This is a genomic window from Thermostichus sp. MS-CIW-37 (genome assembly GCF_054060065.1).
Genome location: NZ_JBSSCV010000001.1, coordinates 162,217 through 187,596, shown reverse-complemented (window position 1 = coordinate 187,596; position 25,380 = coordinate 162,217). Strand labels below are relative to the sequence as shown.

Below are 25,380 nucleotides of genomic sequence, written 5' to 3'. Positions count from 1 at the left end.
AACCCGCCTCGATGCTCTATTTTGCGGCTATTGGGCCGGACTTGATACATACCTTCACAACTTTTTCAGGCCGATGCCCATGTTTTGGGATGTCCCTCAGGAAAAGCCGGGGATCCTTGACCGTTTGCGGTGGGAACAGCGTAGCAACTGGCCAATAGCTCGGCGGAACGGATCTCTCGATCCGTATGATGCTCCAAAACGCGCCGTAACAGACGTTCTGCTTCCAGCCAAGCAGCCAAAGGCAGGGAATCCTCCGGCAGAGGCAGTGTGGAGCTGGGCAGGGATCCCAAGGCACGTAAGGCAGAAGCGGAGACCCAGGCAATTGGGCTGGGCCGCTGGGCCACCCGGCAGGGATCACAGACCAAGCCACCCCATTGGGGGCTGAAAAAAACGCCGTCGACCAACTCCCCTTGACAGAAGTAACAAGCCTGCACCTGAGGGGCGAACCCCGCCAACGCCAGGAGGTGGTACAACCCGTGGGTGAGCAAGGGCAAAACGGCCCGTTCCGAAGCAGCCCGCTCGATGCGTTCCAAGTGTTCGACCAACACCACAAACAGCTCTTCCTGAGCTTGATCGGGCAAGGCCAACAGCAAGGCCACCTCCGCCAAATACTGCGCTGCCGTGAGATGGGCTAAGCTGCGGCTGAGGCGGGGAAAAGTCTGCAGGGTTTCCGCTTGGACGATGCGCTGTAGACGCTGGGAAGTCTCTGCTTGGGCAGACCAGCGCCCCCGCACCATCAGCAAGTCGTTGATGACAAAAGGCTCCATCCGCCCGCCCAGCTTGGAAGGCTGCTTACGGGATCCCTTGGCCACCGCCCGGATCAACCCTTGCTCGCGGGTCAAGATGGTTACAATCCGATCCGCCTCTCCCAGTGGGATCCCTTTGAGATTGATGCCCGTAACCCGATAGGTGCGCCCACTCATGGGGTTCCTCTGGCTCGCAGCTCTTGCATCAGCTCCAGCCCCCAAGAGGTGCCGATACGGCTGGCCCCCGCCTGGATCATGGCCTCTGCTTGAGCCACCGTGCGAATGCCGCCCGACGCTTTCACCCCCACTTTGCCGCGGCTGAGTTGCCACAACAGTTGCACATCTGCCAGCGTCGCCCCCCCCATCCAGCCGGTGGAAGTCATCAGAAAAGCCGCCCCCGCATCGATACAAATCTCCCCGGCCAGCTTTTTCTCCTCCTCGGTCAGCAGAGCCGTTTCCAAAATGGCCTTGATGCAGACCCCCGTTTCTTCCACCAGTTGGGCAATCTCAGCATGGAGGCGATCCAGCTCTCCCGCCTTGAGCCAAGCCAAGTTGATGCGGACATCCAGCTCCCGGCACCCCTGCTCCACCGCCAGTTGGGCCTCGTAAAGCTTGGCCTCTGCAGTGGTTGTGCCCAGGGGAAACCCCACCACCGTGCTCACCTTGACCGGGGATCCATGCAGCCGCTCCACCACCCGCGGCACGTAGCAAGGAGGAACGCAAAAAGTGGGGAAGCCATAGCGCAAGGCAATCTCACACCCCTGGTCAATCTGTTCTGGAGTAACCATCGGCAACAGCAGAGTATGGTCGATGTACTCCGCCAAATTGAGCGAGCTATCCGCTATGCCCTTGCGCTCCAGAGAGAGCATTGGTCGATCCCCCAGCACCCATCTTTACTCTAGCTTCAGTTTTCACCTGCAGGGATCCCCAAAGAGGGCTGAGCCTTGCCAACTCAGCAGGGCGACACCTCGACCCCTCCATTCCCCAGGCACAGCTCACACAGGCTGCTGCCCGATTGCGAGCCCTGATTGACTCGCGGGGGGGCATGGGTTAACTGTACTCAGGCACAAATGCGGGGCAAAGGTGCAGGCGCCGAGGTCACCTGCAGCAATCGGGGAATACGGCTGCTGTCGTAGATGCGAAATTCCTTTTCCAAGATGGCTTTTTCGTCGCGCACCGCCTGGTTCAACACGATGGATCCCTCTGGATCGGAGACGGAACGGTGAAAAGTGCCGGGAGGAATGCGCAAAATACCTCGATTCGCTTCCAGGCGCACAATATGGAAGGGATCCCTCCAGCTAAAATTCACCAGGTAAAACGTCCGTCCGCCCCATAGAGCCAGTAGGTTGTCCTCTTGGTGTGGATGCATATAAAACTGCCAATAGCCCTGAGGATTATTGGGGGGACTGATGGCCGGCCCATCGTGGTAAACCAAATCGCGGGCGTTGGATCGCGCAACCGTGATGTCGAAAAAGCGCACGCCGGGAGTATCTCGAAATTGATGGAATGGCAGCAGGGCAAACATGGATCTCGACATAGGGACACTTGACCAACGACAGGAAGATAAAGAGGTTTTCACACTGTTTCCCGCTGTTTCGCAGTGTGAAGGGGAAGCTATGTCGTAGTTTAGTCAGGTGCGGCGGAGGGTTCAAACCTGAGATAGCATCACATCTATGCGCAGATCGAATAGATGGGATCCATGAACATCTCACAACTGCAAACCCTGGTGGCTGTGGTGGAGCGGGGGAATTTCAGCGATGCCGCTCTGCAATTGCACATTTCCCAGTCGGCGGTGAGCCGGGCCATTGCCAGCCTAGAGGAAGAATTGGGGGTGACTCTACTGGTGCGCGGTCGCTTTGGGGCGCGCCTGACGCCGGTGGGAGAGCGACTGCTGCGCCATGTTCGCAAAATGCTGCAACTGCGGGAACAAATGGATTATGAGGCCAACCTGGAAAAAGGGTTGCGGGGGGGAAATGTGCGAGTTGCCGCTTTTCGCAGTGCTGCAACCCATTTGCTGCCGCCGGTGATCGCCCGCTTCCGCCAACAATTTCCCCAGATTACCCTCACCCTTACAGAGGAAGATCCGGCCACTGTTGAACATCTGTTGCGATCTGGCCAGGTGGATATTGGTCTATTGCCTCTGCCGCGGGCTGGTGAGGATCTACAGACGTGGGAGATTGCCCGCGATGAGTTCATTGTGTTGGTTCCGCTGAGTTTTGGGCCCCTGCCGGAAACCCTGACCTGGGAGGATCTTTCCCGTTTTTCCTACATTCTCTACAACTACGCCGAATGCACCACCGCGGTGCGGAACCACTGGGAAGCCGCTCACCAAACCCTCAAGGTGGCCTACTTGGTGAAGGAAGACTCCACCATTGTGAACATGGTGGCACAGGGTCTGGGGGCTGCCATCTTGCCCCGCTTGGCCGCCATTCCCATTCCCGAAGGGATCCAGATCCGCCGGCTGCCAATCCCACTGGAGCGGGTGATCGGGGCTGCCGTTCTGGCCTCTGCGCTGCATCCGCCTGCAGTATTTGCCTTCCTGGAAGCCTTGCGGGGAAACCCATCCCAGTTGCCAAGTCAAGTTCGGAACTGACCGCATTCGGGATTGTCTTAAACTCCTCTTAAATGCTGTTTTATGGATAACTGCTAGCATGAGGCCAACTTCACTCCCACCCCCCGGAAAGGAAGGCCTCTATGAACTGGCTGACGCTGCTTGGGCTACTTTGTCTTCCCGGCTCTCTGTTTTCATGTGTTGAGTATTTGCGCTCCCAAAGGTTGGTTCAACAGCTCTCCACCACTCGGTTGCTCAAGGTAGCCGAGCTTCGCAATCTCGGTCAGACAAGTCCACAGGCAAAAGGAGCAAACTTGGCCCAAGTTTATGGCAGGATTTTGTGCAATCGGCCTTTGGTATCGGAATTTTCGCGACAGCCTTGCGTCTACTACAAGTCCGAGATCTCTTGGGAGTATGACGAAGTCGAATGCTATCGAAAGTATTTGAACAGCGAAGGCGACGTAACCTACAGCGAACGGATCAGCGAAGGCGAATACCAGAACGCTCTGCGCTTGGGATCCCGGGCAAAATCCTATCCGGGGAGAATGACCGCAAAGGAGCCCGGATTGGGCTATTCTGCCCCCAGTTCTTTCCAGAAAAGGGTTGATCCCGGCTACTCCGATTCTTTCCCACAAAAGTCCAACCCTGGCTACTTCGGCGCGGCATCCTTTCCGCAAAAAACCGGCTCTGGCTACCCCGGTTCGGATGCTTTCCAGAAGAAGCCTGGTTACCCCGATTACCCACAAAAGCTCGGCTCTCCAGCCTATCCCGAAAAATGGCCGTTTTCTGAAGCAGGCTCTCCCCAAAAGTACTACAACAATGTGTACTCCGATCCGAGCACAGGCCGGGAATATCTCCTGGAGAGAGAGACGAGAACGAGAGATGAAACCCTTCACTCAGTGGTTCGCCAGATCCCTTTTTTCATCGAAGACGAAACCGGAAGGGTGAGGGTGGATCCCACGGGTGCGGAGGTAGAGGCTATGGCGGTTGTGGATGAGCGTGTCTTTCCCGGAAAAGGCCCCAGCCGCTTCAACTTCGATCTCAAGCGCTACCTTTCCCAAGTGAGAACAGAAAACCGCTCCACTCGCTCTTTCATCTATAAGGAATGGGTGATTCCGGTGGATGCGATGGCCTTTGCCATGGGGCAGGTGCGCTTCGAGGCAGGGGATCCCGTGATCCGAAAACCTCTTTCTGGGGGACGGTTCATGATCGCGCCCAAATCCCCTGAAGCCCTCTTGGAAGAGCAGCGCTCCAATGCCAGCAGCTACCTGGTGTTGTCCATCGTCCTGCTGGGCATCGGCGTTTTCACCGTGCTCTACCTGCTGCAATCCCTGCAACCTTATCGCTGATAGGCTCCCGGCCTTCCTGTCCAGGGAGAGGGAAACCTCGGGTTACCAAAAAACTGGGTCTAAAGCCCCGCCCTAAGGCCTACGGCCCGCTGACGCGACTAGGGCGGCTTTGTGCTATGCTGCCCGCAGCGGCAGGGTAGTCAACCGCTCTAAAAACCCAACAGTCTCACGACTGGATACAGCCTCAGCAGGCTTTGTAGTTGTTGTTTGCAACGGTACCTAAGGGCATTAGGGAACCGCTCTGGGTGCTAGGGCTTGCGTAGCGCTTGGGGAGACGAGCACCGCTGCCGTGGAGGGGCAACCCAACACGATAAGTGCTGTCGCAGAACCAGGAACCAGAATCCCCTGCCTTTAGGCAGGGGAGCATGTCAATGCCACTCACAGCGACAAGCCCAGCTTGAGCCCGAACAAGGCATGGGCAAACAGTATGCACAGGATGAGGCTGCCCACATAGGCATGGGTGGTGCGCAGAGCAGCGCGGTTGCCCCCAAAGCCGCTGAGAGACAAAGCTCCATTCACCGCCAACAACAGCAGCACCAGGGATCCCGTCCAAAAATGGGGACTGCTCAATAGGGGCTTCCCTTGCATCACCAGGGAGAGAATGCCGCCGGTGTAGCCCAGAGCGATGAAGGTGGCCATCCAGGGAGCCAATTTGCGGTGATCCAGCAGAGGCTTTTGGGCCGATTCCGGCAGGGATCCCTCTGAGGTTGGGGAGGCGGCTGCCAGACGCAAGGTTCGCCCTCGCCACCCGGTCAGGCCGACAAAGCTGCCCATCACCACCACCACGATTCCCATCATCAAAGGGTGACCCCATTGCACAATGGGTTGGGGCAAGTTGAGGCCGGCAAAAAACTGGGCTACGGGCTGCAAGGCGGCGGTTAACCGATCCGAAGCTGCCGACAGATCCGGCAAGGCCAAGCTCAACAGGTTCATGGCGATCCCTCTACCTCTGCGACGAATCTACAACTGCATGAACTACCCCACCGCATAGGCGGATGGGGTTTCTGATGCCCCATTCGCTTGACGGTGAAGTTTCTGTCTCCTCCTCTGCCCCAGTTGCTTCATAGCCCCGCAGGACTTTGAAGTAGTGCTGAGACATCCAAGACTCACGAGGCTGGTTCCCAACCCCGGTTGCCGATTAGTGGCAACGGTGTACATCACCATCACCGAGCCCCGATCCCTGGGGATTTCAAACCCACAACCAGAGCAGACATGATAGCGGTTGCTCAAGCATGATAGCGGTTGCTCAAGTCCGCCCACTCCTTGTGGACTGCCCCACATTGGGGACAGCGTTGGCTCGGTTTGAGGGTCTGAGTGGGAAGCATGAGGACTAAACCACCTTTCTGCTCGATCTTGTAGGTAATCATCTGGTTCAATGTACCGAACCCCACCGACAGAATGGACTTGTTTAGCCCTGCCTTGCGCTTCCCACCCTTGCGGGTCATCCCCTTGACATGCAGCTTCTCCGTTACGCCGTTCGCCTACGGCGGCGCGGAGCGCTTCGCCATAACGACAAGCTATCTCTGACGTCACTTTGTGTTGCCAGTCTTTGCGCTGACGGGCGACTTTGGCTTTGAGTCGGGATTCCCGCTGATGGATTTTCCGCCAACGACGGGACGCTTTCACCCCCTTCTTCGGAGCGCGCTTGCATCGCTTCAACTTGGCAAGCTTGCGTATCTTCGCCTCACTTCTCTGGGTAAAGCGGGGATTGGCGATCTTCTGAAACTCAGACCCATCAAACAGGGTCAGGGCGGTCTCTGTACCCAAGTCATAGGCAACTATAGATTCGTACTGCAAATCCGACTGTGAACCAAACTTAGGTTCAGGTATCGCCACCTCCACCGTCAACGACGCAAACCACTGCCGTCGGGACGGCTTGTAAACAAGGGTCAGCGTAGTGGGCACACCCCAGTTCCTAGCCTTGCCCCGCATCTTGAGAGTCATGCCCACATCATTCAGCGTTACGGTGCCGTGCTTCCCCATGCTGTTGACCTTCCACCCCGACCGGGCAGGATACGTCCAGCCCGAATACCGGCGAATGGACTTGAACCTCGGCTTCCTACTCAGTCCTCGAAAGAACCTTTGGTAAGCATAATCCACCCGCTTGACGGTAGCTTGCAAAGTTTGGGAGTTCAGTTGGGCAAACTCCCCCCACACCTGCTTGAATTCGGGGAGTAGGTTCTGCTGTTCCAGGTAGGTCACCGTTCGGCGGTGGAGGTGGTACTCGGTTTCCCGATGGGCAATGCAAGCATTGTAAAGATAACAGTGCAGGCGACGGGCCTCAAACAAAGCCTTTTCCTGTGCTTTGCTGGGATACAGTCGAAAGGTCTGCCTTCTTGTTGCCATGTGCACACTTTATCCCAGTTCTGAGGGCTTTATCCCCCGAACAACCGATCCGGTGGTGCTATCCATCCCCACCCTACAGAGGGTGGGGAACTCCGCACGTTTTGTTAACAAATCTACAATACCCTGATTTTAGTTGACCCTTTGCAGGGATCCCGCTAGGGGGCAATGGTAATGGGCGAGGGGCTGGTTTGGGTGGTCTTTTGGCCCCCTCTTTGCAAGATCACCTCGATGATGCCGTTGTTGACCGGCTGCATGTTGAAGGGCAGTTGCTGCTGGGTTTCGTATAGGCCCGGCGCCACCTCCCGCATTTCAACTTCGGGCGTTATCCCAATAATCCGAAAAGCAGCCCGCCCCCCTGGATCTCCTCGCATGGTGACTTTGAGAATTTCTCCCATGTGCAGGTTGGTGCTGTTGGTGGTGACACTAAAAATCCGGGGCGGCCCCACGGCAACAGGCGCGGAGACCGGCTGAATGGTGGAGCGGGTTCCTCTGGAGCCATCGATGGAAAAGGGAAAAATCTCCCGATGTTCCTGGCTGAGGCCGTCCTTGGTGAGCACAATCCGCAAGGTGGGATTGTTGGCCTGGTGGGTGGGGGCCACCACGTAGGTGCCTTCGTAGTGGTTGGGTCGTACCTCCCGCATCGGCTGGTTCAGGGCCAGATTCCCCAGATCAAACTGGGCGATCCCTCCGGACTCTCCCCAAATGGCAATGGTGAGAATATCCCCTTCCACCAAGTCGCGCTGGGGATCCAAGCGAATGGCCTCAATGCGCGGATAGCGATTGCCGGCTGCAGTCAAAGGGGCAGGGGACGGCTGCGGCAGAGGAGCCGGGGGCGGAAACACCGACTCCACCGGCGGGGGAGCGACATTGCCCAAGGCCAGTTGAGGTAGCCGCCGTTGAACGCGGGTACTGACGCCATTGAGGGTCAATTGAATGCTGATGTCGGGGCTGAGGGCGCTGTCCTGAGGGCTAAGGCTGTAAACTGCGCGGTAATAGCCGGGCTGCACCTCTTGCATCGGCAGACCCTGAACCACGCCGCCGATATCGACCGTAGCCCTGCCGTTGGGAGTGGCCTGCGCTTCAATGGTCAGAGTTCCCCCCGCAGGAACACTTCCTTCTTCGGGAGTGATCCGCGTTTGGAAGATTTCGGGGTGGACAGTCTCGGCCACCCGGGCTGGGGAGGGACGCAACTGGGCCACAGGGGGTGGCAAGGGCGGAAGCTGACCGCGATATACCAGGGCCTGATGCAACAACACTGCCCCTTCTGCTCGCCTCAGCACCCGATTGGGCTGAAGACGGGCCGGATCCGGCACATTCACCAGCAGCCCCGCCTCGCCTGCCATGGCCACAAAAGCCCGCCCTACCTCCGGCACATCAGCCGCATCGGTGTACAGAGCCATCCAGCGCTCAATATCGGCCTGAGTGGGAGCAGGCAATTGCAGAGCCCGCACCAAAATGGCCAGGGCTTCTAGGTGGGTAATGTCCCCTTGCGGGCGAAACTCGTTGCCCTCGTATAGGCGCATGGCCCCCGCCTGTAGCACGGCTTGGGCAGTCCAATAGTCGGGGGTGTTGGGCTCCAGGTCGCGAATCTCCTGCACCTGGTTGGGATTGGGGATGTAACCGAAAAACTCCGTCAGCCACTGGGCCAATTCCAAGCGGGTCAGGGTGGCCGACAGAGGTTCTCGGGTGATCACCACATCCGTCTGACGCTCCAGAGCCGCCACATAGGCATCGGCCCAGGCCAGCGAGGCTTGCTGCTCCACCCCTTGGGCCCAAGCCGGCAAGCTGACACCCGACCAGCCCAGCGTCCAACACAAGCTCAGAGCCAGGGGCCACGAGCACCGCATAGCTGTCACTCCTGTTCCAACAACATCCCCTCAGGGCCAGCTTATCTCAAACTTCCGCCGTGTCCCTAAGCCCTCGATACTCGTTGGGATTGCGCCCTTTGGCAGTGAGATTCTGAAAACTCGGGTGAGGAGGTTGGTCACAGGAACCCCATAGGAGATTTTACTTATCCAAGACAAGATTGGGATCCGGCTTGACAGCAAAGGGCCTAAGCAAGGGTCTCGTAACTTGTAGTTGTGCATCCAAATCCTTATCATTGTGTTATAGACTCAGAAAGTTCAGAAAGCACTTTTGCCCCTACCCTAGGGAGGAGTTTCATGGCTGGCAGCACCGGAGAGCGACCTTTTGTCGATATCATCACCAGTGTCCGCTACTGGGTCATTCACGCCCTGACCATTCCCGCTTTGTTTTTGGCAGGCTGGCTTTTTGTGAGCACCGGCCTGGCCTATGATATTTTCGGCACCCCACGCCCCAATGAGTATTTCACGGCAGAGCGCCAGGAGTTGCCGATCGTCAGCGATCGCTTCAATGCTCTGGAGGAGTTGGAGAGGCTGACTCGCTAAGGGTGGCTGTGGGCAAGTGGTTCATGCATTGTTGCAACTTGTAAATTGATTGAGCTTTTTGCGTAGGGTGATATCTATGGCCAGTAAATCTGATGAACCCGTTTTTTACCCTGTTTTTACCGTCCGTTGGCTGGCGGTGCATACCTTGGCGATCCCAACGGTTTTCTTCTTGGGAGCCATTGCTGCAATGCAGTTTATTCAACGGTGAACCCAATGGCTGATCAACCCGAAAGGAATCCCAACTCCCAACCGGTGGAGCTAAACCGCACTTCCCTTTACCTGGGTTTGCTGCTGGTGTTTGTGGTTGGGCTGTTGTTCTCCAGCTACTTTCTCAACTGAGGCCAGGATCCCACTCTGCTCTTGGAGTTGGGAAAGAGCGCAGGGGACAATGCTGGCTTTTGGCTAGCCCTTGCTCCCCTTTGCTAAGTTTACTGAGAATGTAATTGCTGCTAGTTCTGTCTTTTTTGGAGACCAGTTGCTATGACCAGTCAAGCAAGGATCCCTTTGTGGATAGTGGCTGTGGTTGCCGGTTTGGGTGTGATCACGGTAGTTGGGCTCTTTTTCTATGGCTCCTATGTGGGCCTAGGCTCTAGTCTGTAGGTTTGAGGTTTTCGGTCTGGTAGTAGCCCCCAATAGGTAGGGGTAAAGGGTCCCATGGTTTTTACGACCTGGCCGAATTCAGTTAGGCTTTGTTGACCCATGGCCAGTGTATCTACCACTTTTTTCGGGGCTACCTACCACAGCGCAATATCGATCCCTTGCCTAGCAGGGATCCTACTTCATTGCAGACCTTAATACTCAACTTAATACTCAATACACAGTCCGAAAAAGCTGCCGCTATTCCTCACCACTGGTTACAACCAGGCGGTGAATATGGACTTCTCTCTTCTCCCCCTGGAGAGGGTGAAGTTCACGTTAGCAGGTCAGGGATCATGGGCAAGAGCGCGAATTGCTGAGGACAGGTTCTGCGAGGGAATGTCTCAAACTTATGTCTCAAACTTATTTAGAAGAGCTATCTCTGTGTTAAGCGAGCATGAACTTTTTTAACGATCCGGGTGGTGGTTGCCGAGAGGGTAACTTAGGCCCCGTAGAATGAATCGCAAAATTCCAGGCAGGACTTTCGGACATGGATTACATTCGCACCTTTAACGACGATCCCTGCGAGGGGCATCTTTCGACGCCCATCAGCGATTCTCCTGTCACCCGTCTGTTTATCAACAATCTTCCCATCAACCGTCCTGGCTTATCGCCGCTGTTGCGGGGTCTAGAAATTGGGCTGGCCCATGGCTATTTCTTGGTGGGGCCGGAAATTGTGCTGGGGCCGCTGCGGGATTATCCTGAGGCAGCTAACTTGGGCGGGCTGGTTACGGCGATGGCGATTGTGCTGCTGGGAACCGCCTGTATGTCGGCCTATGGCAGCGTTACCTTCGGAAACAAGCCGGAAACACCGGGGGCCGCTCCTCTGGCTACAGCTCGGGGTTGGGGGGATCTGACGGCAGGATTTTTCTTGGGAGGTATGGGTGGAGTGTTTGCTGCCTACTTCCTGCTGGAGAACTTTGCCGGGATCGACGCCATCTTTCGAGGGCTGGTGAATTAGTTGTCAAGTTTGTCAAGTCACTTGAGAGGAGCAAAATCATGACCGGTTCTTACGCTGCTGCTTATCTTCCTTGGATTTTTATCCCCATTGTTGGTTGGCTGCTTCCTGCAGTGGGCATGGCAGTGCTTTTTTTGTACATTGAGCGGGACTAGTCCCGGAGTGCTTTGATACTCACTAGTGCTGATTAATTTCAATTATTTCAGGCTAGAGATCAACCCCAGATATTGAGGCAGGGATCCCAAAAAAGGGATCCCTGCCTTTTTGGCAGGATGAAAAGCCTTTGTCCGCGCTGCCAGAATCTCGCAGGGCAAGGGCCGTCCCTCATCTCTTTTTAGGAAGGAGGAGCTTCCAAAAGATTTTAGAGTGGAGCAGGATTCAGCAAGCTGATCCCATGCTAACGAGGAAAAGGGCAGCTTCTGCAACACCCTTTTAAGTTTTAAGAAGGAGGAGTCGATGGCCAGCCTTAACTTTCCAACCCTGCGTATTGGGGATCCCATTCAAGAGGGCAGTTTCCAGGTTTTCCCTCTCTTTTCTCAGGGGGAGCAGGAAGTTGCCTATCGCCTTCCAGATCTGCAAACTCAGGAAGCAACCATCACCGAGGTGAGCGAGGCCGGAGCAGTACCTCACCTGGTTGTGGAAAACCACAGTGAGTTCCTATTGCTGCTGGGAGTACCGAGCAGAGTCCCAGCGGGGCGACCAAGGCTCAGCTCTGTTCTATGATGGGAAGGTGGTTTATCTTTCAGCAGTCTCTCGGCAGTAGTGCCAGGCTTCTCACCTAAGCTGGTTCCCCCTTTGGGGGATCCCTAGAAACTGGAAAAAACTGGAAAAAACTGGAAACGAGTCAACTCCAGAACCGCTTGCATGGCTGCCTGGCGGCCTTGGCGGTACTGCTCCCACCGCTCGCTAACGGAGATGGGATCCCCGACGGTCACGTGAACCCCCCGCCAGCCTAGGCGAGGGCGGGCTGGGTAGGATTCCCCTCGAAGGCGGGCCAGCACATCAAATAGAATGAGGGCAGTTTCTGCCAGCCGCTCAAAAGAGGGTTTGCTCAGCAAATACTCTTCCTGGACGGCTACACAGCTTTCCACCAAGCGCATGTGCTGCAGGTAGAGCGTTGCCTGGTGGGCTTTCCAGTCGAGCAACCCCCGCTGCAGGGGAGACAGGGATCCAGGATGCCGCAATTCTTCTCGGTAAATCTGGATCCAGGCGACTTCTTCAATGCGGCGGCAGCGGCTGTTCCAATCCCCCTGAGGAGATAGGCCAAAGTAGGTCTCTGCGGTTTCCAGGGCTCTGTGGAGCAGCCGCTCCAGGCGAGCGTTAAAGTGGCCAGGGGCTAGCCTCTGCTCTATCCGTGGTTCTTCTTCATCTCTCCCAGAGATGAAGGGAGCATGACTCTAGTCAATAATAAGCTCAACTATACTGAAAATAATGTATAATACGTTCAGTACGGATTACTACCAGTTGATCTTTCTGTTTACTTTCGAGTCTGCCAACATGGTAGCCAAAGCAAAGCAGAAAATTGGTAGTAAGACGACACGGAAACTGCGCTTTGGGTATTCTACTCAAAGCTTTGCGGGATACCGCCATTCTGGTTGGAAACAAACAGAATGCTATCGCTGCATAGTTGAACAGTGATGTTCAGCAGTGTTCAGCGTAAATGTATCAGGTAGGTCGTAGAAAGCTTCCAGTTGTCCCAGGAGATGCTGGGCTAGGCGGCAGATCCGCTGGGTGTAGCGAAGGTTGGGTGGGTGTAGCGAAGGTTGGGGCTCCTGGAGGATCTTGGCTCTGGCTTTGGAGGGGTCAACCCACTCAGGTGCTCAAGGCGCGCCAGCAGGCGCTCCAGCTTCGTCCAGGAGGGATCCGTGTAGTAGTACCGAATGCCAATGGGCAGCAAAATGACGGTCTCTGAGCGACCAGCTTTGGCCAGGTCCTCGGCGCACCAAAAGCACAGCTGAGCCATTCCCGGTTCCAGGGGGTTGATCCGTTCGCTGTGGCCGTTGGTGGCTCCTTCTGGGGCGATTGCAAAGGGAAATTGCCCATCCAGGAGCAGTTGCCGGGCCGCCTTTAGCGCCACCCGATCCACCCTCCGACCGCGGCGTATAGGGATCCCGCCCAGGCGAGACAACAGCCACCCCAGCCATTCCCCTCCCCAGAGGGGCATGCCCCGGTCGTAGAGAAAATGGGCGTGAAGGGGTTCTCGAAGGCGGATCCCTTGTCGACGGGTGGCTTCGGGCACCAGGCGAGATAGAACGTACAGGCCCACCAGCGGGTCATCCACCTCCACATGTCGGAAAGCCAGGACTAGGCGAATTTGACCCTCCTGGAACTGGTGGTAGAGCCGCGCCAAGATCTCCGCCCCTGTGGCCTCGATTTTGGCAATGCCGGAAGGAAGCCAGCGCCGCACCCTCACCCGCAAGAGCAGGGGCAGGATCCCGTGGACGAGCCGTAGCACCCAGGCGCTATAGGCGGGCGGAATAAAGTCGAGGGGAGGACGGGCAAAATGGGGCGGTGGTGACACACGCCGTCGGCGCAACCGCTCTCTACTCTCCTCAAGCCCCCGACCCCTCTCTCACAAGGGGAGATGAGAGTTGGGAATCGTGGCCATGTCGTGCCCTTTACATTGCTTTCTTTGTCTTCCGTTGCAGTGAAGACGCTCTCTTCTCTCTACTTTCGTCTCTTAACTCAAGGTGGCTACAGGCTGGGCCTCTGCCAAGAGCGCCTGAGTTTGCAGGTCGGTGATGGTGACCAACAAGCGCCGCGAGCTATCAATGGCAAATTCGACGCGAAGGCGATCCTCTCCCACGCGGCCAGGGGGCTGCAAACGGGCCAGACAAACCGGTAAGGACTCCGTCTCGCTGAGGCGAATGGGCAGGGATCCAAGAGGAGCTAGGGATCGGAAATCGGTTTGCCGGGTGAGTTGACGGCTGCTCATCCGCCCCAGCTCGTCGTAAACCACTTCCGACTGGACTACCTGGGCCACTTCTCCCACCTCTAGGCGAATCTCCGTTTGTCCGTCGTTGGCCACTTGCAGGATCAAGGGCTCAGCCCGTCGGCAGGGATAGGGGCTGCCCTGTTCGAAGAGGGGGTAGTAGATGTAGCTTTTCTGCAAGGGATCCCAGAGGCGGAGGGCATAGCTGTGGTGCAGGCGATCCTCCAACTTCACCTGGCGGCCCACCTGCAGGGCGCCCAGGGCCACGGCATCGAAGGGGCGTTCGCAGCGCACTTTCTTTTTGCCGAAGTAGGAGCGCAGCAGCTCTTGAACTGCTGGCAGTTGGGAGCTGCCTCCTACCAAGAGCACCTGCTCAATTTGGTTCTTGCCCAATCCCCTCGCCTGGGCGGTGAGGAGAACGTCGTCTAGGCACTGGCGGATTTGATCCAAAAGCTGGTGGGTTTCCAGGATCTCTTCCAGCTCCTGCCGGCTTAACTTCAACTCATGGGCAGTGAGGGCTTCGTCGTCAAACCAACTGCCCACCGCTTCCATCTGAGTGGAAAGGGCGATCTTGAGCTGTTCCGCCTGCTCCAGGAGGTTGAGCCAGCCCAGAGCTCCAATTTGCTGTCGGCTTAGCCCCAGTTGCTGCAGTAGGTAGTCGGCAATCCAAATGTCGATGTCCACCCCGCCCACATAGGCATCGGCCTTGGCGATCACCTCCGCTTTGAGGACAGGGCTACCCGCTTGGGGAGCGAGGGTGCGCACCAAGCTGAGATCCAAGGTACCGCCGCCGAAATCCACCACCAGCACTAGGGATCCCGGCTGGCCAACCGCATAGCCCAGGGCTGCTGCCGTGGCTTCATCGACAATTTGAACGGGATCCCAGCCACAGGCACTGGCCACTCCCCGCAGCCAATTGAGGTAGCGCTCAAAAGAGCCGACAGGGGCGGTGAACACCAGCTGTTGCGGCTGCAGGTGTTCTTTCGGGACAGCTTCCATCACCGTCTGCAAAAAAGCTTGGGCCACCCTCTCGGCGTCGTAGCGCTCTCCATCTAGAACTCGCGGCGGAGGGACAAACTCCGCCACCAAGTCCCGCTTAAACCCCTGAAACAGCCGTTGCGGATCCACTGCCCCCCACCGACCGGCGCGCACGGTTTCCCCCACCAGGAGCTGGCCTTTTCCCTTCACGTAGACCAAGCTGGGAATAGCCGAGTGGTCTGGGCGAGAGAGGCCGGGAAGAGTGAGGAGACGGGGCACTGCTTGGGCGGGATCCCAAACTGCCACCACCGTGTTGCTGGTGCCAAAATCAATGGCTAGGGTCGCTTTGGGGGCAGGTGCCATCAGCTCAATCCTCCAGGCAGGGAACGGCTGACTTTGGCCGGGCAAAGGATGTGATCTCCCCGACGGTAGCCGACAAAGCGGATGTAAACGGGATCCCCCTTCTGAATATCCGGCTGATCCGGTTGATGCAGTTGCGGATCAAAGGGGACGGACTCCAGGGGGTTGCCGATGGGCTCATACCCCCAGCGCTGCAGCAGAGCGTCTAAGGATCGAAACAAGGCAATCACGTTTTGGGCCGGCCAATCGGGCTTGCGCTGGGCAATCTGGCGGACAGTGGGGTAGCTGGTCAGCAGCGGCTGCAGCAGAGAGAAGAGGACTTCTGAGGAATCGGTGGCTCCCATTTTGTCATTCCCGTTGAGGCGCAGCAGGGATCCCAAATCCCACTGCAGAGCGGCAGCCAACTTTTGCAGTTGCTCCAGGCGCAGGGATCCCCACTTCCCTCGGCGCACCTGATCAAGGGCGCGGCGGCTGATCCCGGCCTGGGCCTGTAAAGCCCGCCAAGAAGACAGGCCAACAACCCGCATGCGTTCCTGCAGCCAACTATCCAGCGGTCTCTCGGCCATTGGGTTTTGCCAGGGATCCCTACGATCATGCCCCAACTTGGGTCTAGCTCAGGGATCGGCAAGGCGCAGGGAACGGGCTATAGCTTCCACATCTCGGTCATAGCGCTCGCGCCGGCTGGCCGGGTACACGAACTCAAAGCCAGCTTGCAGCGAAGGGCGGACAACTGTTTTGAGATAGAAAATCCGCTGGCCAAAGGGCTCCGCACCGCTGACACGAACGGGCTCGTAGCCAGAGACCACAAAGAAATCCCGGCCAACAGCTTGGTAAGTAACCCGGCGTTGGTTTTCCCGGCTGCGGCGAAGTTCTTCCTGCAGGGCGCTGGCGGGCGTTGCTTGAAAAATGTTGTACCCACCCCAAACGCGCAGCTCAGCCCCGTCTTGACCGAGAAACACTTGGCCGTCGCCATTGTCGGATTCCCCTTGCGGGATAAAGTCTGCCGGGTAGTCGATGCGGTAGCCAAAGCGGGCGTTGACGTAGGGCTGGAAACCAACTTGGGCAACGGGAAGGGCGGGGGCGGGAGCAATGACGGGGATCCCCGCTCCTAGGATCAGTCCGGCAAGCAGACAAGCTAGGCGAGCAGCAGACTTCATGGTTTTGATTGCTCTAATCTGTAGCTATCCTAAGCTCTCTCACCTCCAGCCCCTCTCCTAGGGGGACAGAATTTGGTTTGTCCAAGCTCTTTCCCAAAAGACAAAGGGAATAGGAATCCAAGTTTCACTGCCGTTGAGAATGGGTCGGTTGCGCCGCTTGTATCTGGGTGCCACTTGAAATAGTAGGTATAGCATCTTTTTCGAGAGTTTGAAATAAAATACCGATTTTTGGGCCACTATTTTGTTTTGTCGACCAAGTTTAAGTTTGCCGATCAACATCAGGGTTTTGGCCGGAGCGCAGCCGTTCGATTTCTTCTCTTGCCCGCTGGATAGCGCTGCAATTGTCTACCGCTGCCCAGGTAGAGGCCAGAAACAGCCCAGGGAGAGAAACCTCTCCTTCTTCGTCGCTAAACAACACGCCGATGAAGAGACACCACCCCAGAAAGATCATCAGAGCTTTCCACCGCCGCGTGTAAATGTAGGCTGCAAAAGCAAGCAGAATGGACAAAAAGATCGCCACCCCCTGAGACTTTTGAGAAAGGGCATAGGTACGACGAATTTCTGCATCCGCTCTTTTTTGATCTTCTTGCCGCAGCAACTCTTGTAGATGTTCGTCCATAGGCCACCCAAACCTGACGGCCTCATCTTAAAAATCCTTGGAAGCCCCCTGTTCAAAGACAATTGTTCGGGATCCCTGTTGGGGGAGAACGGCAGGAAAAGAGAGGAGAGGTTGGCCACCCCCCCTTCTCGAGTTCCCAACTTCTGTAGAATGGGAAAGCTCGTCTCAATCTCTTATTGCAGGCTGCAAGGCCCGGACGGATTTTGCCATGACCTCAGCTCCTCTTGCTTCTCCCCCTCGTGTTTTGGATCCTCTCGACCCTCAAGTGCGTCCGGATCCCCAGGGGCGGTTTGGGCCGTTTGGGGGCAGGTTTGTGCCGGAAACCTTGATGAGCGCCCTGACAGAGCTGGAGGAAGCCTTTGAGCAGCATTGGCGGGATCCCGATTTTCGCGCTGAGTTTCACAGCCTGCTGCGGGATTTTGTCGGGCGGCCCAGCCCTCTCTACTTTGCCCAGCGGCTCACAGAACACTACGGTGGCCCGCAGATCTACCTGAAGCGGGAAGATCTCAACCACACCGGCGCCCACAAAATTAACAACGCCCTTGGCCAGGCCCTGCTGGCAGTGCGTATGGGCAAGCGACGGGTGATCGCCGAGACCGGCGCCGGGCAACATGGGGTGGCCACGGCAACCGTGTGTGCTCGTTTTGGGCTGGAATGCGTTATCTACATGGGGGCACTGGATATGGAGCGGCAGGCCCCCAACGTGCAGCGAATGCGCCTGCTGGGTGCTGAGGTGCGGGGGGTGGAGGCGGGCACGCGTACCCTCAAAGATGCTCTGTCGGAGGCGATCCGCGACTGGGTGACGAATGTGGAGACCACCCACTATGTGATCGGTACGGTGGCAGGGCCCCACCCTTACCCGAAGCTGGTGCGGGCCTTTCACGATGTCATCGGCCAGGAGACGCGGCAGCAATGCCAGGAGAAGTGGGGAGGGCTGCCGGATGTGCTGCTGGCCTGTGTGGGAGGCGGATCCAATGCCCTGGGCCTGTTTAACGAGTTTGTCCGGGATCCAGGGGTGCGACTGATCGGCATCGAAGCCGCCGGAGAAGGGCTGCACACGCCCCGCCACGCTGCCACCCTCAACCGCGGTCGGATTGGAGTCCTGCATGGAGCCATGAGCTACCTACTGCAGGATGAAGAAGGGCAGGTGCAGGAGGCCCACTCCATCAGCGCCGGCTTGGATTACCCCGGTGTAGGGCCCGAGCACAGCTATCTGAAAGAAATTGGACGAGCCGAGTACTACGCTGCCACCGATGATGAGGCCGTAGAGGCGTTGCTGCTGCTGTCGCGGCTGGAAGGGATCATCCCCGCGCTGGAGACGGCCCATGCGCTGGCCTACCTGAAAACTTTGGCCCCACAGCTCGGATCCCAGCAACGGGTAGTGGTCAACTGTTCTGGGCGCGGCGACAAGGATTTGAACACCGTTTTCAAGTATTTGCAGCAGAGAGGGCGTAGCTTTTAGAGTACGGTTGTTGTGACCACCAACGGGATTCTCTTGGGTGTTCACCTGCCGAGTTCACTTCACGGTTCGATTGCTGGGTCTTCAAGGACTCCGTCCCGCTAACGCGATCGGCCTGCTCCTGGCTGCGGGGCTGGGCTTGTGGACGGGATCCCTGCCGCAGCCTTCTGAGACAACTGCCCCTGTTCCTCCGCCGGAGTCCATGGGTGCCTCGCACCGCTTACGGGATCGCACTGGCGGGACGGAGTCCGATTCAGAAGGGATCCCCTCTCCCAGCCGGCGACAACCTCTCCCTGACACCCTGCCGGCGCTGGCGCGTCAGGCCATTGCCTACTACTTTGCCACCGGCCAGGTGCTGCCACCTCCAGAGGAGATCCCGCCCCACTGGCGGCGCTCTGCGGGGGTTTTTGTAACGGTGAGTACAGAGGGTCGGCCCCGTGGCTGCTGGGGCAGCTTGGATCCCAGCGGCGAGGACCTGGTCAGGGCCACCATCCGGGCGGCGGTGGGGGCAGTCACCCGCGATTGGCGCTACGTACCTCTGCAACCCGGGGAGCTGGAGTCGGCCTCCATTCAGGTAGCCATTGTGCGGCGGGTGGTGCCCATTGCGTCGGCGGGACGGAGTCCTTTTGCCGCTGTGGAGCAGGTGGATCCCACCCGCATGGGCCTATTTGTCCGCTCTGGAACCCGGGGAGCGGTGTTGCTGCCGGGAGAGGCTTTGACGACAGAATGGCAGCTTGCTACCGCTAAGAGGTTGGCCGGGATCCCTGCCGACCAGCCGGTGGAGCTGTTTCGCGTGGAGGCAGAGCTGTTGCATGAGTTTTGAGGAGGGGGCAGATCTCAACGCTTCGCACTGTTGTCGTGAGTGGCTGGCAGCCGTGCTGGGCAACACTCACGTGCGCTGGGGTTGGTTTGTGGAGGAGACCCTGGTGAAGGTGGAGCGGTTTCCTGCTCACCAGCCCTTGTCCTGGCCGCAGCAGACAGAGCTGTGGCTGGCTCCTGTGGGCTCTGCCCCCCTGCCGCCAGCATCGCCCTGGGTGCATCAGTTGGAGCTGTCGCAGGTGCCGCTGCGGGATCCCTACCCGGGGTTGGGGCTGGATCGGGCTTTGGCCCTGTGGGCTGCTGGGATCCACTACGGCTGGCCCTGTTTGGTCATCGACGCGGGTACTGCCCTGACCCTCACAGGAGCTGACTCTGAAGGATCCCTGGTGGGAGGGGCCATCTTGCCCGGCCTGGGGTTGCAGGCGCAGGCGTTGGCTGATCACACAGCCCTGCTGCCCAAAGTGCAGTGGGATCCGCAGGATCCCTTGCCCCCTCGCTGGGCCAACGACACCGTGGCTGCCATCCGCAGCGGCATCCTCCACACCCTCTTGGCTGGCTTGCGCGAGTTCATTGCCGACTGGCGTCGCCGCTTTCCCCAAGGCCCCCTGCTGCTGACCGGCGGGGATGGGAAGTGGCTCCACCCTCACTTGGGCCCGCTTGACCCAGAGCTGCGCTGGGATCCCCACCTGGTGTTGCGGGGAATTGCCGGCTGCCGCCAGCTGCACCGCACTGCCCGCCACTCCCCTAGTGCAGAATAGAAAACAGTCTCTCCCAGCCGCCTGCGAGTAACGACTTCTTGCTTGGGGATCCCATGGCCAACGGCAACTCCTTCGGTGTCCTGTTTTGCGTGACCACCTATGGCGAGTCCCACGGGGGGGCGGTGGGGGTGGTGGTGGATGGCTGCCCGCCGCGGCTGCCCTTGAGCGAGGCCGACATTCAGGCAGAGCTGGATCGGCGGCGTCCTGGCCAGAGCCCCATCACGACGCCCCGCCAGGAAGCGGATCGCTGCCAGATCCTCTCCGGGGTTTTTCAGGGCTTTACGCTGGGCACCCCCATCCACATCCTGGTGCGCAACCAGGATGCCCGCCCCCAGGACTACCAGGAGATGGCCACCACCTTCCGCCCTTCCCATGCTGATGCCACCTACCAGGCCAAGTACGGCATCCGCAACTGGCAGGGGGGCGGACGGGCCTCAGCGCGAGAAACCATTGGCCGGGTGGCTGCCGGGGCCATTGCCAAGAAGATCCTGCGCCTAGCGGCAGGGGTGGAGATCCTGGCCTACGTGCAGCGGGTAAAAGACGTGGAAGCCCAGGTGGATCCCAGCTCGGTAACTGCAGAGCAGGTGGAGGCCAACATCGTCCGCTGCCCCGATCCCCAAGCGGCGGCGGCCATGATCCAAAAAATTGAGGAGGCGGCGCGGGAAGGGGATTCGCTGGGGGGAGTGGTGGAGTGTGTAGCCCGCCGGGTGCCGCGCGGGCTGGGATCCCCGGTGTTTGACAAGCTGGAGGCCGACTTGGCCAAGGCGGTGATGTCCCTGCCAGCCAGCAAGGGGTTTGAGATTGGCTCGGGGTTTGCCGGCACCTACCTGACGGGTAAGCAGCACAACGACGAGTTTTACATGACCCCCGGCGGCTGGCGCACCCGCAGCAACCGCTCCGGCGGCATCCAGGGGGGCATCAGCAACGGCGAAGACATCGTCCTGCGGGTAGCCTTTAAGCCCACTGCCACCATTCGCCAGCCTCAAAACACCGTCACCCTCAATGGGCAAGAGACGGTTTTGGCGGCGCGGGGACGCCACGATCCCTGTGTCTTGCCGCGGGCAGTGCCGATGGTGGAGGCGATGGTGGCCCTGGTCCTCTGCGACCATCTGCTGCGCCACCACGCCCAGTGCGGATCCCTGGTCTTGCCGGAGGTGCCCCTCCCTGTCGCCGCTGCTCCCCAGGCCTAGGAGTCCCCGGCTATGGCCAAGGCCAAAACCGTCTGGGAGTGCAGCCAGTGCGGCGAGCGCTATGCCAAGTTTTTGGGCCGCTGCGACCATTGCGGCGCCTGGAACACCCTGACGGAAGTGGTCGTCGCCCCAGCGGCCAAGTCCCCACGGGCCCAAGCCCTCGCTCCTAGGTCCAACCGCGCCAATGGGATCCCCCGGTCGGCCCTCCCCCTCTCCCAGGTCTCCTCAGATCGCCACCCTCGCCTCTCCTCCGGCTATGGCGAGTTTGACCGGGTGTTGGGAGGTGGCATTGTGCCGGGATCCCTGGTGTTGATTGGCGGGGATCCGGGCATTGGCAAGAGCACCCTGCTGCTGCAGAGCGCTGCCCACCTGGCCAAGAGCGGGCCCATCTTATACGTGTCGGGGGAAGAATCAGCCCAGCAGATCAAGCTACGCGCCGAGCGGCTGGGGGTGGAAAGCGAGCAGCTCTACCTCTTGGCCGAGACCGACCTGGAGGCCATCGTGGCGGAGATCCAGGCTCTGCAACCGCAGGTGGCGGTGATCGACAGCATTCAAGCCATCTTCTGGGGGCAACTCACCTCGGCGCCGGGATCCGTTTCCCAGGTGCGGGAATGCACCGGCCTGTTAATGCGGCTGGCCAAAAAACTGGGGGTGGCTCTGCTGATTGTAGGCCATGTTACCAAAGACGGATCCCTGGCCGGGCCGAAGGTGCTGGAGCATTTGGTGGACACGGTCTTGTACTTTGAGGGGGATCGCTTCCAAAGCCACCGCCTATTGCGCGCCGTCAAAAACCGCTTTGGGGCAGCCCAGGAAATGGGTGTTTTTGAGATGACCGCCTCTGGCTTGGTGGAGGTGGACAATCCTTCTCAGCTTTTCTTGAGCAGCCGGGATCAGGCCACACCCGGAACGGCCACCATCGTCGCCTGTGAGGGCACCCGTCCTCTGGTGGTGGAAGTGCAGGCCCTGGTCAGCCCCACCAGCTACAGTTCCCCCCGCCGCACCTCCACCGGCATTGAAATCAACCGCTTTTTGCAGATCTTGGCTGTGCTGGAAAAACGGGTGGGGATCCCGCTTTCCAAATACGATGCCTACATCGCCTCTGCCGGCGGTATTCAGGTGGCCGAGCCGGCTGCCGACTTGGGGGTGGCAGTGGCTGTGGCCGCCAGCTTCCGGGATCGACAAGTGGATCCCTTGACGGTCTTGATCGGCGAAGTGGGGTTGGGAGGACAGGTGCGCCCGGTGGCCCAATTGGAGCAGCGCTTGAAAGAAGCCAGCAAACTGGGGTTTCGCCACGCCATCATCCCCAACAGCCCTGTGTTGTCGGATCACGGCCTGCGCCTGAGTCGGGTGCAGCGGGTGTTGGAAGCCCTGCTGGTGGCTCTGCCCGGTTCCCAGAGCGCAGAGTGAACATCCCCTTGCCTTCCACCCGTCGCCGGCTGCTGGGCTCTGCTGCGCCTATCTCCAAAGGCCAAGCAAGGACTCCGTCCCGCTAACGCGATTGGACTCCGTCCCGCTAACGCGATCGGCATCCGCTGCTTCGGTGGCATGTCCATCATGTTCCCGAAAACTTTTGTTACCCTCGAAAAAGGTTACGCCTGCTGGGCAAACAGCTCAGCAGCCTTAGCTGAGCCCTAGTCCGTAGTTAGCAACACCAGCAAGGGATCCCGGTGAGCATGGTTTCCGCACTCTCCAGCCCAGTCCAGCCCTCGATGCCGGAGGCGGCATTTCCTCTGCCAGAGCCACCGGATATTAGTGACCTGGTCATCGAGGACGATGAGCCTGTGGACAGCATTCACTCGGAGAAGCTGCAGCGCCTGCTCACCGGTGCCCTCTACACCTCATTCCAGCCCAAGGCCAAAGACACCGGGGAACCGATCCCCTTTTTGGCCACGGCCAATGTCGGTCTGTTCTATGCCCTCAAACTGCCTCCCCTGATGCCCGATGTGATGCTCAGCCTGGAGGTAGCTCCCCCCGCCAGCTTTGAGCGCAAGGAAGATCGCACCTACCTGGTCTGGGAGATGGGTAAGCCGCCGGATGTGGTCATTGAGATTGTCTCCAAGCGCAAAGGGGAAGAGCTGGGCCGCAAACGCAAAGACTATGCCCGCGCCGGCGTCAGCTACTACGCGGTCTACGATCGCACAGCGGGCGTAGCCTCTCCCTTGCGGCAACTAAGGGAACTGCAGGGATCCCCTCTGGCCCTTTTTCAGCGGCGGGGGGGTGAATTTGTCCCCTTCGCGTCCACCTGGCTGGAGGATATCGGGTTGGGCTTGACCCTCTGGCAGGGATCCTTCGAGGGCGTGAATACCGAATGGCTACGCTGGTGTGATCGGGAGGGGCGGGTTTTGCCCACCGGCGAAGAAAAGGCTGCTCTGGAACAACAGCGCGCTGAGGCAGAACGCCAACGGGCCGAAGCCCTTTTGGAGCTGCTGCGTTCCCACGGCAAAGGACTCCGTCCCGCTAACGCGATCGCACCGCCGGCAGCCTGAAAAATCCCGTCCCTAACGGGGCTTCCATTGTCCATTGCCTATCCACCGCCATGTCTACCCTCCCTAGCAGCAGCGAAGCCGCCCAACGGGCCGCCCGCCTGGAAAAAGCCCAACACCTGCGGGAACAAGGGATCCCGCCCTATGCCTATTCTTTTCCTGTTACCCATCTGGCTGCCGAGCTGCAGGAGCAATTTGCCGACCTAGAGCCCGGCGGCGAGCGGGAGGATGTGCAGGTGGCGGTGGCCGGGCGGATCCGGGCGCGGCGGGTCATGGGCAAGCTGGCTTTCTTTACCCTTCAGGATCGCTCCGGCACCATCCAGCTTTACCTGGAGAAGCAACGGCTGACGGAGCAGATGGGGGAGTTGGCCTTCAAGAACCTGGACAAGCTCATCGACGTGGGCGATTGGCTGGGGGCCAAGGGCTGCCTCAAGCGTACCGAAAAAGGGGAATTGTCGGTGCGGGTGGATGAATACCAAGTGCTGACCAAGGCCCTGCTGCCCCTGCCGGACAAGTGGCACGGCCTGCGGGATGTGGAGAAACGCTACCGCCAGCGCTACGTCGATCTCATCGTCAACCCTGAGGTCAAGCAGACCTTGCTCGACCGCGCCCAGATCATCCGCTCCCTGCGGCAGACTCTGGAAGAGCGAGGTTTTGTGGAAATTGAGACGCCAGTGTTGCAGGTGATCCCCGGCGGGGCGGAGGCGCGGCCTTTTGTTACCCACCACAACGCCCTGGATCTGGATCTCTACTTGCGCATTGCCACCGAGCTGCACCTGAAGCGGTTGGTGGTGGGCGGGATCGAGCGAGTCTATGAAATTGGGCGGGTCTTTCGCAACGAAGGCATCTCCACCCGCCACAACCCGGAGTTCACCTCTCTAGAGGCCTATCAAGCCTTCGCCGACTACCACACCATGATGGAGCTGACGGAAACCCTGGTCTGCAACGCCGCCCTGGCGGTGCGGGGATCCCTGCAGCTCACCTACCAAGGGGAAGCCATCGACCTCACCCCTCCCTGGCGACGGGTGACGATGCAGGAGCTGGTGGAGGAGACCACCAGCATTTTCATCGACGTGGAAGCGGGATCCACCGCCAAGCTGTTGCCCGCCTTGGCAGAACGGGGGATCCCCGATCTCTCCCCCCAGGACTCCCCCGGCCAGTTGCTGGTCAAAGCCTTTGAGCACTGCTGTGAGAGCCACCTGCGCCAGCCCACCTTTGTTCTGGACTATCCCCTGGAGGTGTGTCCTCTTACCAAGCCTCACCGCAGCAAACCGGGGTTGGCAGAGCGCTTTGAGCTGTTCATCGTGGGGCGGGAGACGGCCAACGCCTACTCAGAGCTCACCGATCCGGTGGATCAGCGGCAGCGGCTGGAGGCCCAGGCAGCCCTGAAGGCAGCCGGCGATGAAGAGGCCCATTTTCTGGATGAAGACTTTCTCACCGCCTTGGAATACGGCCTGCCCCCCACAGGTGGCCTGGGCGTGGGGATCGACCGCTTGGTGATGCTGCTGTGTGATGCCCCCAGCATTCGCGATGTCATTGCCTTTCCGCTGCTGCGGCCCGAGACGGGAGAAGTGGCGGAGGAGGCTTGAGAGGATAAAAGAGCAAAGAGGAGAGAGGAAAGAGCAAAGAGA

Annotated in this window: 28 protein-coding genes and 1 pseudogene; 17 read left to right on the top strand and 12 right to left on the bottom strand. The window is 59.0% G+C overall.

The genetic code is table 11. The features are described 5' to 3' along the window. Nucleotides 1–65: 65 nt before the first annotated feature. The 3 genes from recO to ACVWYZ_RS00810 all read right to left on the bottom strand — a co-directional run bounded on the left by recO (nt 66) and on the right by ACVWYZ_RS00810 (nt 2,271). Nucleotides 66–923, bottom strand: coding sequence for a DNA repair protein RecO (recO, locus tag ACVWYZ_RS00820; protein WP_457465506.1), 858 nt, complete (start codon nt 921–923; stop codon nt 66–68). Continuing rightward, nucleotides 920–1,615: a deoxyribose-phosphate aldolase gene (gene deoC / locus ACVWYZ_RS00815; RefSeq protein WP_457465504.1), complete on the bottom strand. Its 696-nt coding sequence runs from the start codon at nt 1,613–1,615 to the stop codon at nt 920–922. The genes recO and deoC overlap by 4 nt, the downstream gene beginning before the upstream one ends. Nucleotides 1,616–1,806: 191 nt before the next feature. Continuing rightward, nucleotides 1,807–2,271, bottom strand: coding sequence for a redox protein (locus ACVWYZ_RS00810; RefSeq protein ID WP_414343843.1), 465 nt, complete (start codon nt 2,269–2,271; stop codon nt 1,807–1,809). A gap of 174 nt (nt 2,272–2,445) precedes the next feature. Here ACVWYZ_RS00810 and ACVWYZ_RS00805 point away from each other — a divergent pair, with 174 nt between their 5' ends. Continuing rightward, complete coding sequence (locus tag ACVWYZ_RS00805; RefSeq protein ID WP_457465503.1) at nt 2,446–3,339, top strand: LysR family transcriptional regulator; 894 nt, start codon at nt 2,446–2,448, stop codon at nt 3,337–3,339. A 272-nt stretch (nt 3,340–3,611) separates the two neighbouring features. Continuing rightward, nucleotides 3,612–4,646 (top strand): E3 ubiquitin ligase family protein, encoded by a 1,035-nt coding sequence (locus ACVWYZ_RS00800; RefSeq protein ID WP_457465502.1) that lies wholly within the window; start codon nt 3,612–3,614, stop codon nt 4,644–4,646. 378 nt (nt 4,647–5,024) lie between these two features. Here the strand turns inward: ACVWYZ_RS00800 and ACVWYZ_RS00795 are convergent, their stop codons facing one another. The 3 genes from ACVWYZ_RS00795 to ACVWYZ_RS00785 all read right to left on the bottom strand — a co-directional run bounded on the left by ACVWYZ_RS00795 (nt 5,025) and on the right by ACVWYZ_RS00785 (nt 8,839). Next, complete coding sequence (locus tag ACVWYZ_RS00795) at nt 5,025–5,579, bottom strand: DUF4079 domain-containing protein (protein WP_414358456.1); 555 nt, start codon at nt 5,577–5,579, stop codon at nt 5,025–5,027. 42 nt (nt 5,580–5,621) lie between these two features. Further along, nucleotides 5,622–6,992, bottom strand: a complete 1,371-nt coding sequence (locus tag ACVWYZ_RS00790; RefSeq protein ID WP_457465501.1) for an RNA-guided endonuclease InsQ/TnpB family protein — start codon at nt 6,990–6,992, stop codon at nt 5,622–5,624. Nucleotides 6,993–7,147: 155 nt separating this feature from the next. Then, nucleotides 7,148–8,839, bottom strand: coding sequence for an S-layer homology domain-containing protein (locus ACVWYZ_RS00785; RefSeq protein ID WP_457465500.1), 1,692 nt, complete (start codon nt 8,837–8,839; stop codon nt 7,148–7,150). Between the two features lie 315 nt (nt 8,840–9,154). On the opposite strand from ACVWYZ_RS00785, the gene psbE reads away from it, so the two are divergent. From psbE to ACVWYZ_RS00750, 7 genes are all read left to right on the top strand, one after another. Next, nucleotides 9,155–9,400 carry a cytochrome b559 subunit alpha gene (gene psbE / locus ACVWYZ_RS00780; protein WP_011433109.1) on the top strand — a complete coding sequence of 82 codons (246 nt, stop codon included), beginning with the start codon at nt 9,155–9,157 and terminating at the stop codon, nt 9,398–9,400. 76 nt (nt 9,401–9,476) lie between these two features. Beyond that, a complete protein-coding gene (gene psbF, locus ACVWYZ_RS00775; protein WP_414356645.1) occupies nt 9,477–9,608 on the top strand; it encodes a cytochrome b559 subunit beta in 132 nt (43 codons plus the stop codon). A 5-nt stretch (nt 9,609–9,613) separates the two neighbouring features. Beyond that, nucleotides 9,614–9,739 (top strand): photosystem II reaction center protein L, encoded by a 126-nt coding sequence (locus ACVWYZ_RS00770; RefSeq protein WP_011433111.1) that lies wholly within the window; start codon nt 9,614–9,616, stop codon nt 9,737–9,739. A gap of 141 nt (nt 9,740–9,880) precedes the next feature. Continuing rightward, nucleotides 9,881–10,000, top strand: coding sequence for a photosystem II reaction center protein J (locus ACVWYZ_RS00765; protein ID WP_011433112.1), 120 nt, complete (start codon nt 9,881–9,883; stop codon nt 9,998–10,000). A 526-nt stretch (nt 10,001–10,526) separates the two neighbouring features. Beyond that, complete coding sequence (locus tag ACVWYZ_RS00760) at nt 10,527–10,997, top strand: photosystem I reaction center protein subunit XI (protein ID WP_011433113.1); 471 nt, start codon at nt 10,527–10,529, stop codon at nt 10,995–10,997. Between the two features lie 38 nt (nt 10,998–11,035). Continuing rightward, the gene (locus ACVWYZ_RS00755) at nt 11,036–11,149 is read left to right on the top strand and encodes a photosystem I reaction center subunit VIII (protein WP_011433114.1); all 114 of its coding nucleotides are present in this window, start codon (nt 11,036–11,038) and stop codon (nt 11,147–11,149) included. 301 nt (nt 11,150–11,450) lie between these two features. Further along, nucleotides 11,451–11,717 (top strand): ARPP-1 family domain-containing protein, encoded by a 267-nt coding sequence (locus ACVWYZ_RS00750; protein WP_011433115.1) that lies wholly within the window; start codon nt 11,451–11,453, stop codon nt 11,715–11,717. An 83-nt stretch (nt 11,718–11,800) separates the two neighbouring features. On the opposite strand, the gene ACVWYZ_RS00745 is transcribed toward ACVWYZ_RS00750, so the two are convergent. Next, entirely contained in the window at nt 11,801–12,178 is a 378-nt protein-coding gene (locus tag ACVWYZ_RS00745; RefSeq protein ID WP_457465498.1) for a hypothetical protein, read from the bottom strand. Nucleotides 12,179–12,437: 259 nt separating this feature from the next. On the opposite strand from ACVWYZ_RS00745, the pseudogene ACVWYZ_RS00740 reads away from it, so the two are divergent. Continuing rightward, nucleotides 12,438–12,621: pseudogene (locus tag ACVWYZ_RS00740) on the top strand (hypothetical protein); the annotation flags it as partial. Between the two features lie 84 nt (nt 12,622–12,705). On the opposite strand, the gene ACVWYZ_RS00735 reads toward ACVWYZ_RS00740, so the two are convergent. The 5 genes from ACVWYZ_RS00735 to ACVWYZ_RS00715 form a co-directional block, all read right to left on the bottom strand. Further along, nucleotides 12,706–13,530, bottom strand: coding sequence for a 1-acyl-sn-glycerol-3-phosphate acyltransferase (locus ACVWYZ_RS00735; RefSeq protein ID WP_457465497.1), 825 nt, complete (start codon nt 13,528–13,530; stop codon nt 12,706–12,708). 144 nt (nt 13,531–13,674) lie between these two features. Further along, nucleotides 13,675–15,267 carry an Hsp70 family protein gene (locus ACVWYZ_RS00730; RefSeq protein WP_457465495.1) on the bottom strand — a complete coding sequence of 531 codons (1,593 nt, stop codon included), beginning with the start codon at nt 15,265–15,267 and terminating at the stop codon, nt 13,675–13,677. Next, on the bottom strand, nt 15,267–15,830 hold the full coding sequence (locus tag ACVWYZ_RS00725; protein WP_457465493.1) for a helix-turn-helix domain-containing protein: 564 nt from the start codon (nt 15,828–15,830) through the stop codon (nt 15,267–15,269). Before ACVWYZ_RS00725 ends, ACVWYZ_RS00730 begins: the two co-directional genes overlap by 1 nt. 48 nt (nt 15,831–15,878) lie before the next feature. Further along, the gene (locus ACVWYZ_RS00720) at nt 15,879–16,421 is read right to left on the bottom strand and encodes a hypothetical protein (protein WP_457465491.1); all 543 of its coding nucleotides are present in this window, start codon (nt 16,419–16,421) and stop codon (nt 15,879–15,881) included. Nucleotides 16,422–16,680: 259 nt separating this feature from the next. Next, complete coding sequence (locus ACVWYZ_RS00715) at nt 16,681–17,040, bottom strand: hypothetical protein (protein ID WP_414344375.1); 360 nt, start codon at nt 17,038–17,040, stop codon at nt 16,681–16,683. A 208-nt stretch (nt 17,041–17,248) separates the two neighbouring features. Between ACVWYZ_RS00715 and trpB the strand changes: the two genes are divergently transcribed. The 7 genes from trpB to lysS all read left to right on the top strand — a co-directional run bounded on the left by trpB (nt 17,249) and on the right by lysS (nt 25,338). Beyond that, nucleotides 17,249–18,502 (top strand): tryptophan synthase subunit beta, encoded by a 1,254-nt coding sequence (trpB, locus tag ACVWYZ_RS00710; RefSeq protein ID WP_457465489.1) that lies wholly within the window; start codon nt 17,249–17,251, stop codon nt 18,500–18,502. A 37-nt stretch (nt 18,503–18,539) separates the two neighbouring features. Further along, nucleotides 18,540–19,322 carry an AMMECR1 domain-containing protein gene (locus tag ACVWYZ_RS00705; RefSeq protein ID WP_414351904.1) on the top strand — a complete coding sequence of 261 codons (783 nt, stop codon included), beginning with the start codon at nt 18,540–18,542 and terminating at the stop codon, nt 19,320–19,322. Then, on the top strand, nt 19,312–20,076 hold the full coding sequence (locus ACVWYZ_RS00700) for a pantothenate kinase (protein WP_011433124.1): 765 nt from the start codon (nt 19,312–19,314) through the stop codon (nt 20,074–20,076). Before ACVWYZ_RS00705 ends, ACVWYZ_RS00700 begins: the two co-directional genes overlap by 11 nt. A 53-nt stretch (nt 20,077–20,129) precedes the next feature. After that, the gene (gene aroC / locus ACVWYZ_RS00695) at nt 20,130–21,266 is read left to right on the top strand and encodes a chorismate synthase (RefSeq protein WP_414351901.1); all 1,137 of its coding nucleotides are present in this window, start codon (nt 20,130–20,132) and stop codon (nt 21,264–21,266) included. Between the two features lie 12 nt (nt 21,267–21,278). Then, on the top strand, nt 21,279–22,673 hold the full coding sequence (gene radA / locus ACVWYZ_RS00690) for a DNA repair protein RadA (RefSeq protein ID WP_457465488.1): 1,395 nt from the start codon (nt 21,279–21,281) through the stop codon (nt 22,671–22,673). A 266-nt stretch (nt 22,674–22,939) separates the two neighbouring features. Next, entirely contained in the window at nt 22,940–23,752 is an 813-nt protein-coding gene (locus tag ACVWYZ_RS00685; protein ID WP_457465487.1) for a Uma2 family endonuclease, read from the top strand. Between the two features lie 50 nt (nt 23,753–23,802). Then, a complete protein-coding gene (gene lysS / locus ACVWYZ_RS00680; RefSeq protein ID WP_457465486.1) occupies nt 23,803–25,338 on the top strand; it encodes a lysine--tRNA ligase in 1,536 nt (511 codons plus the stop codon). Nucleotides 25,339–25,380: the final 42 nt, after the last annotated feature.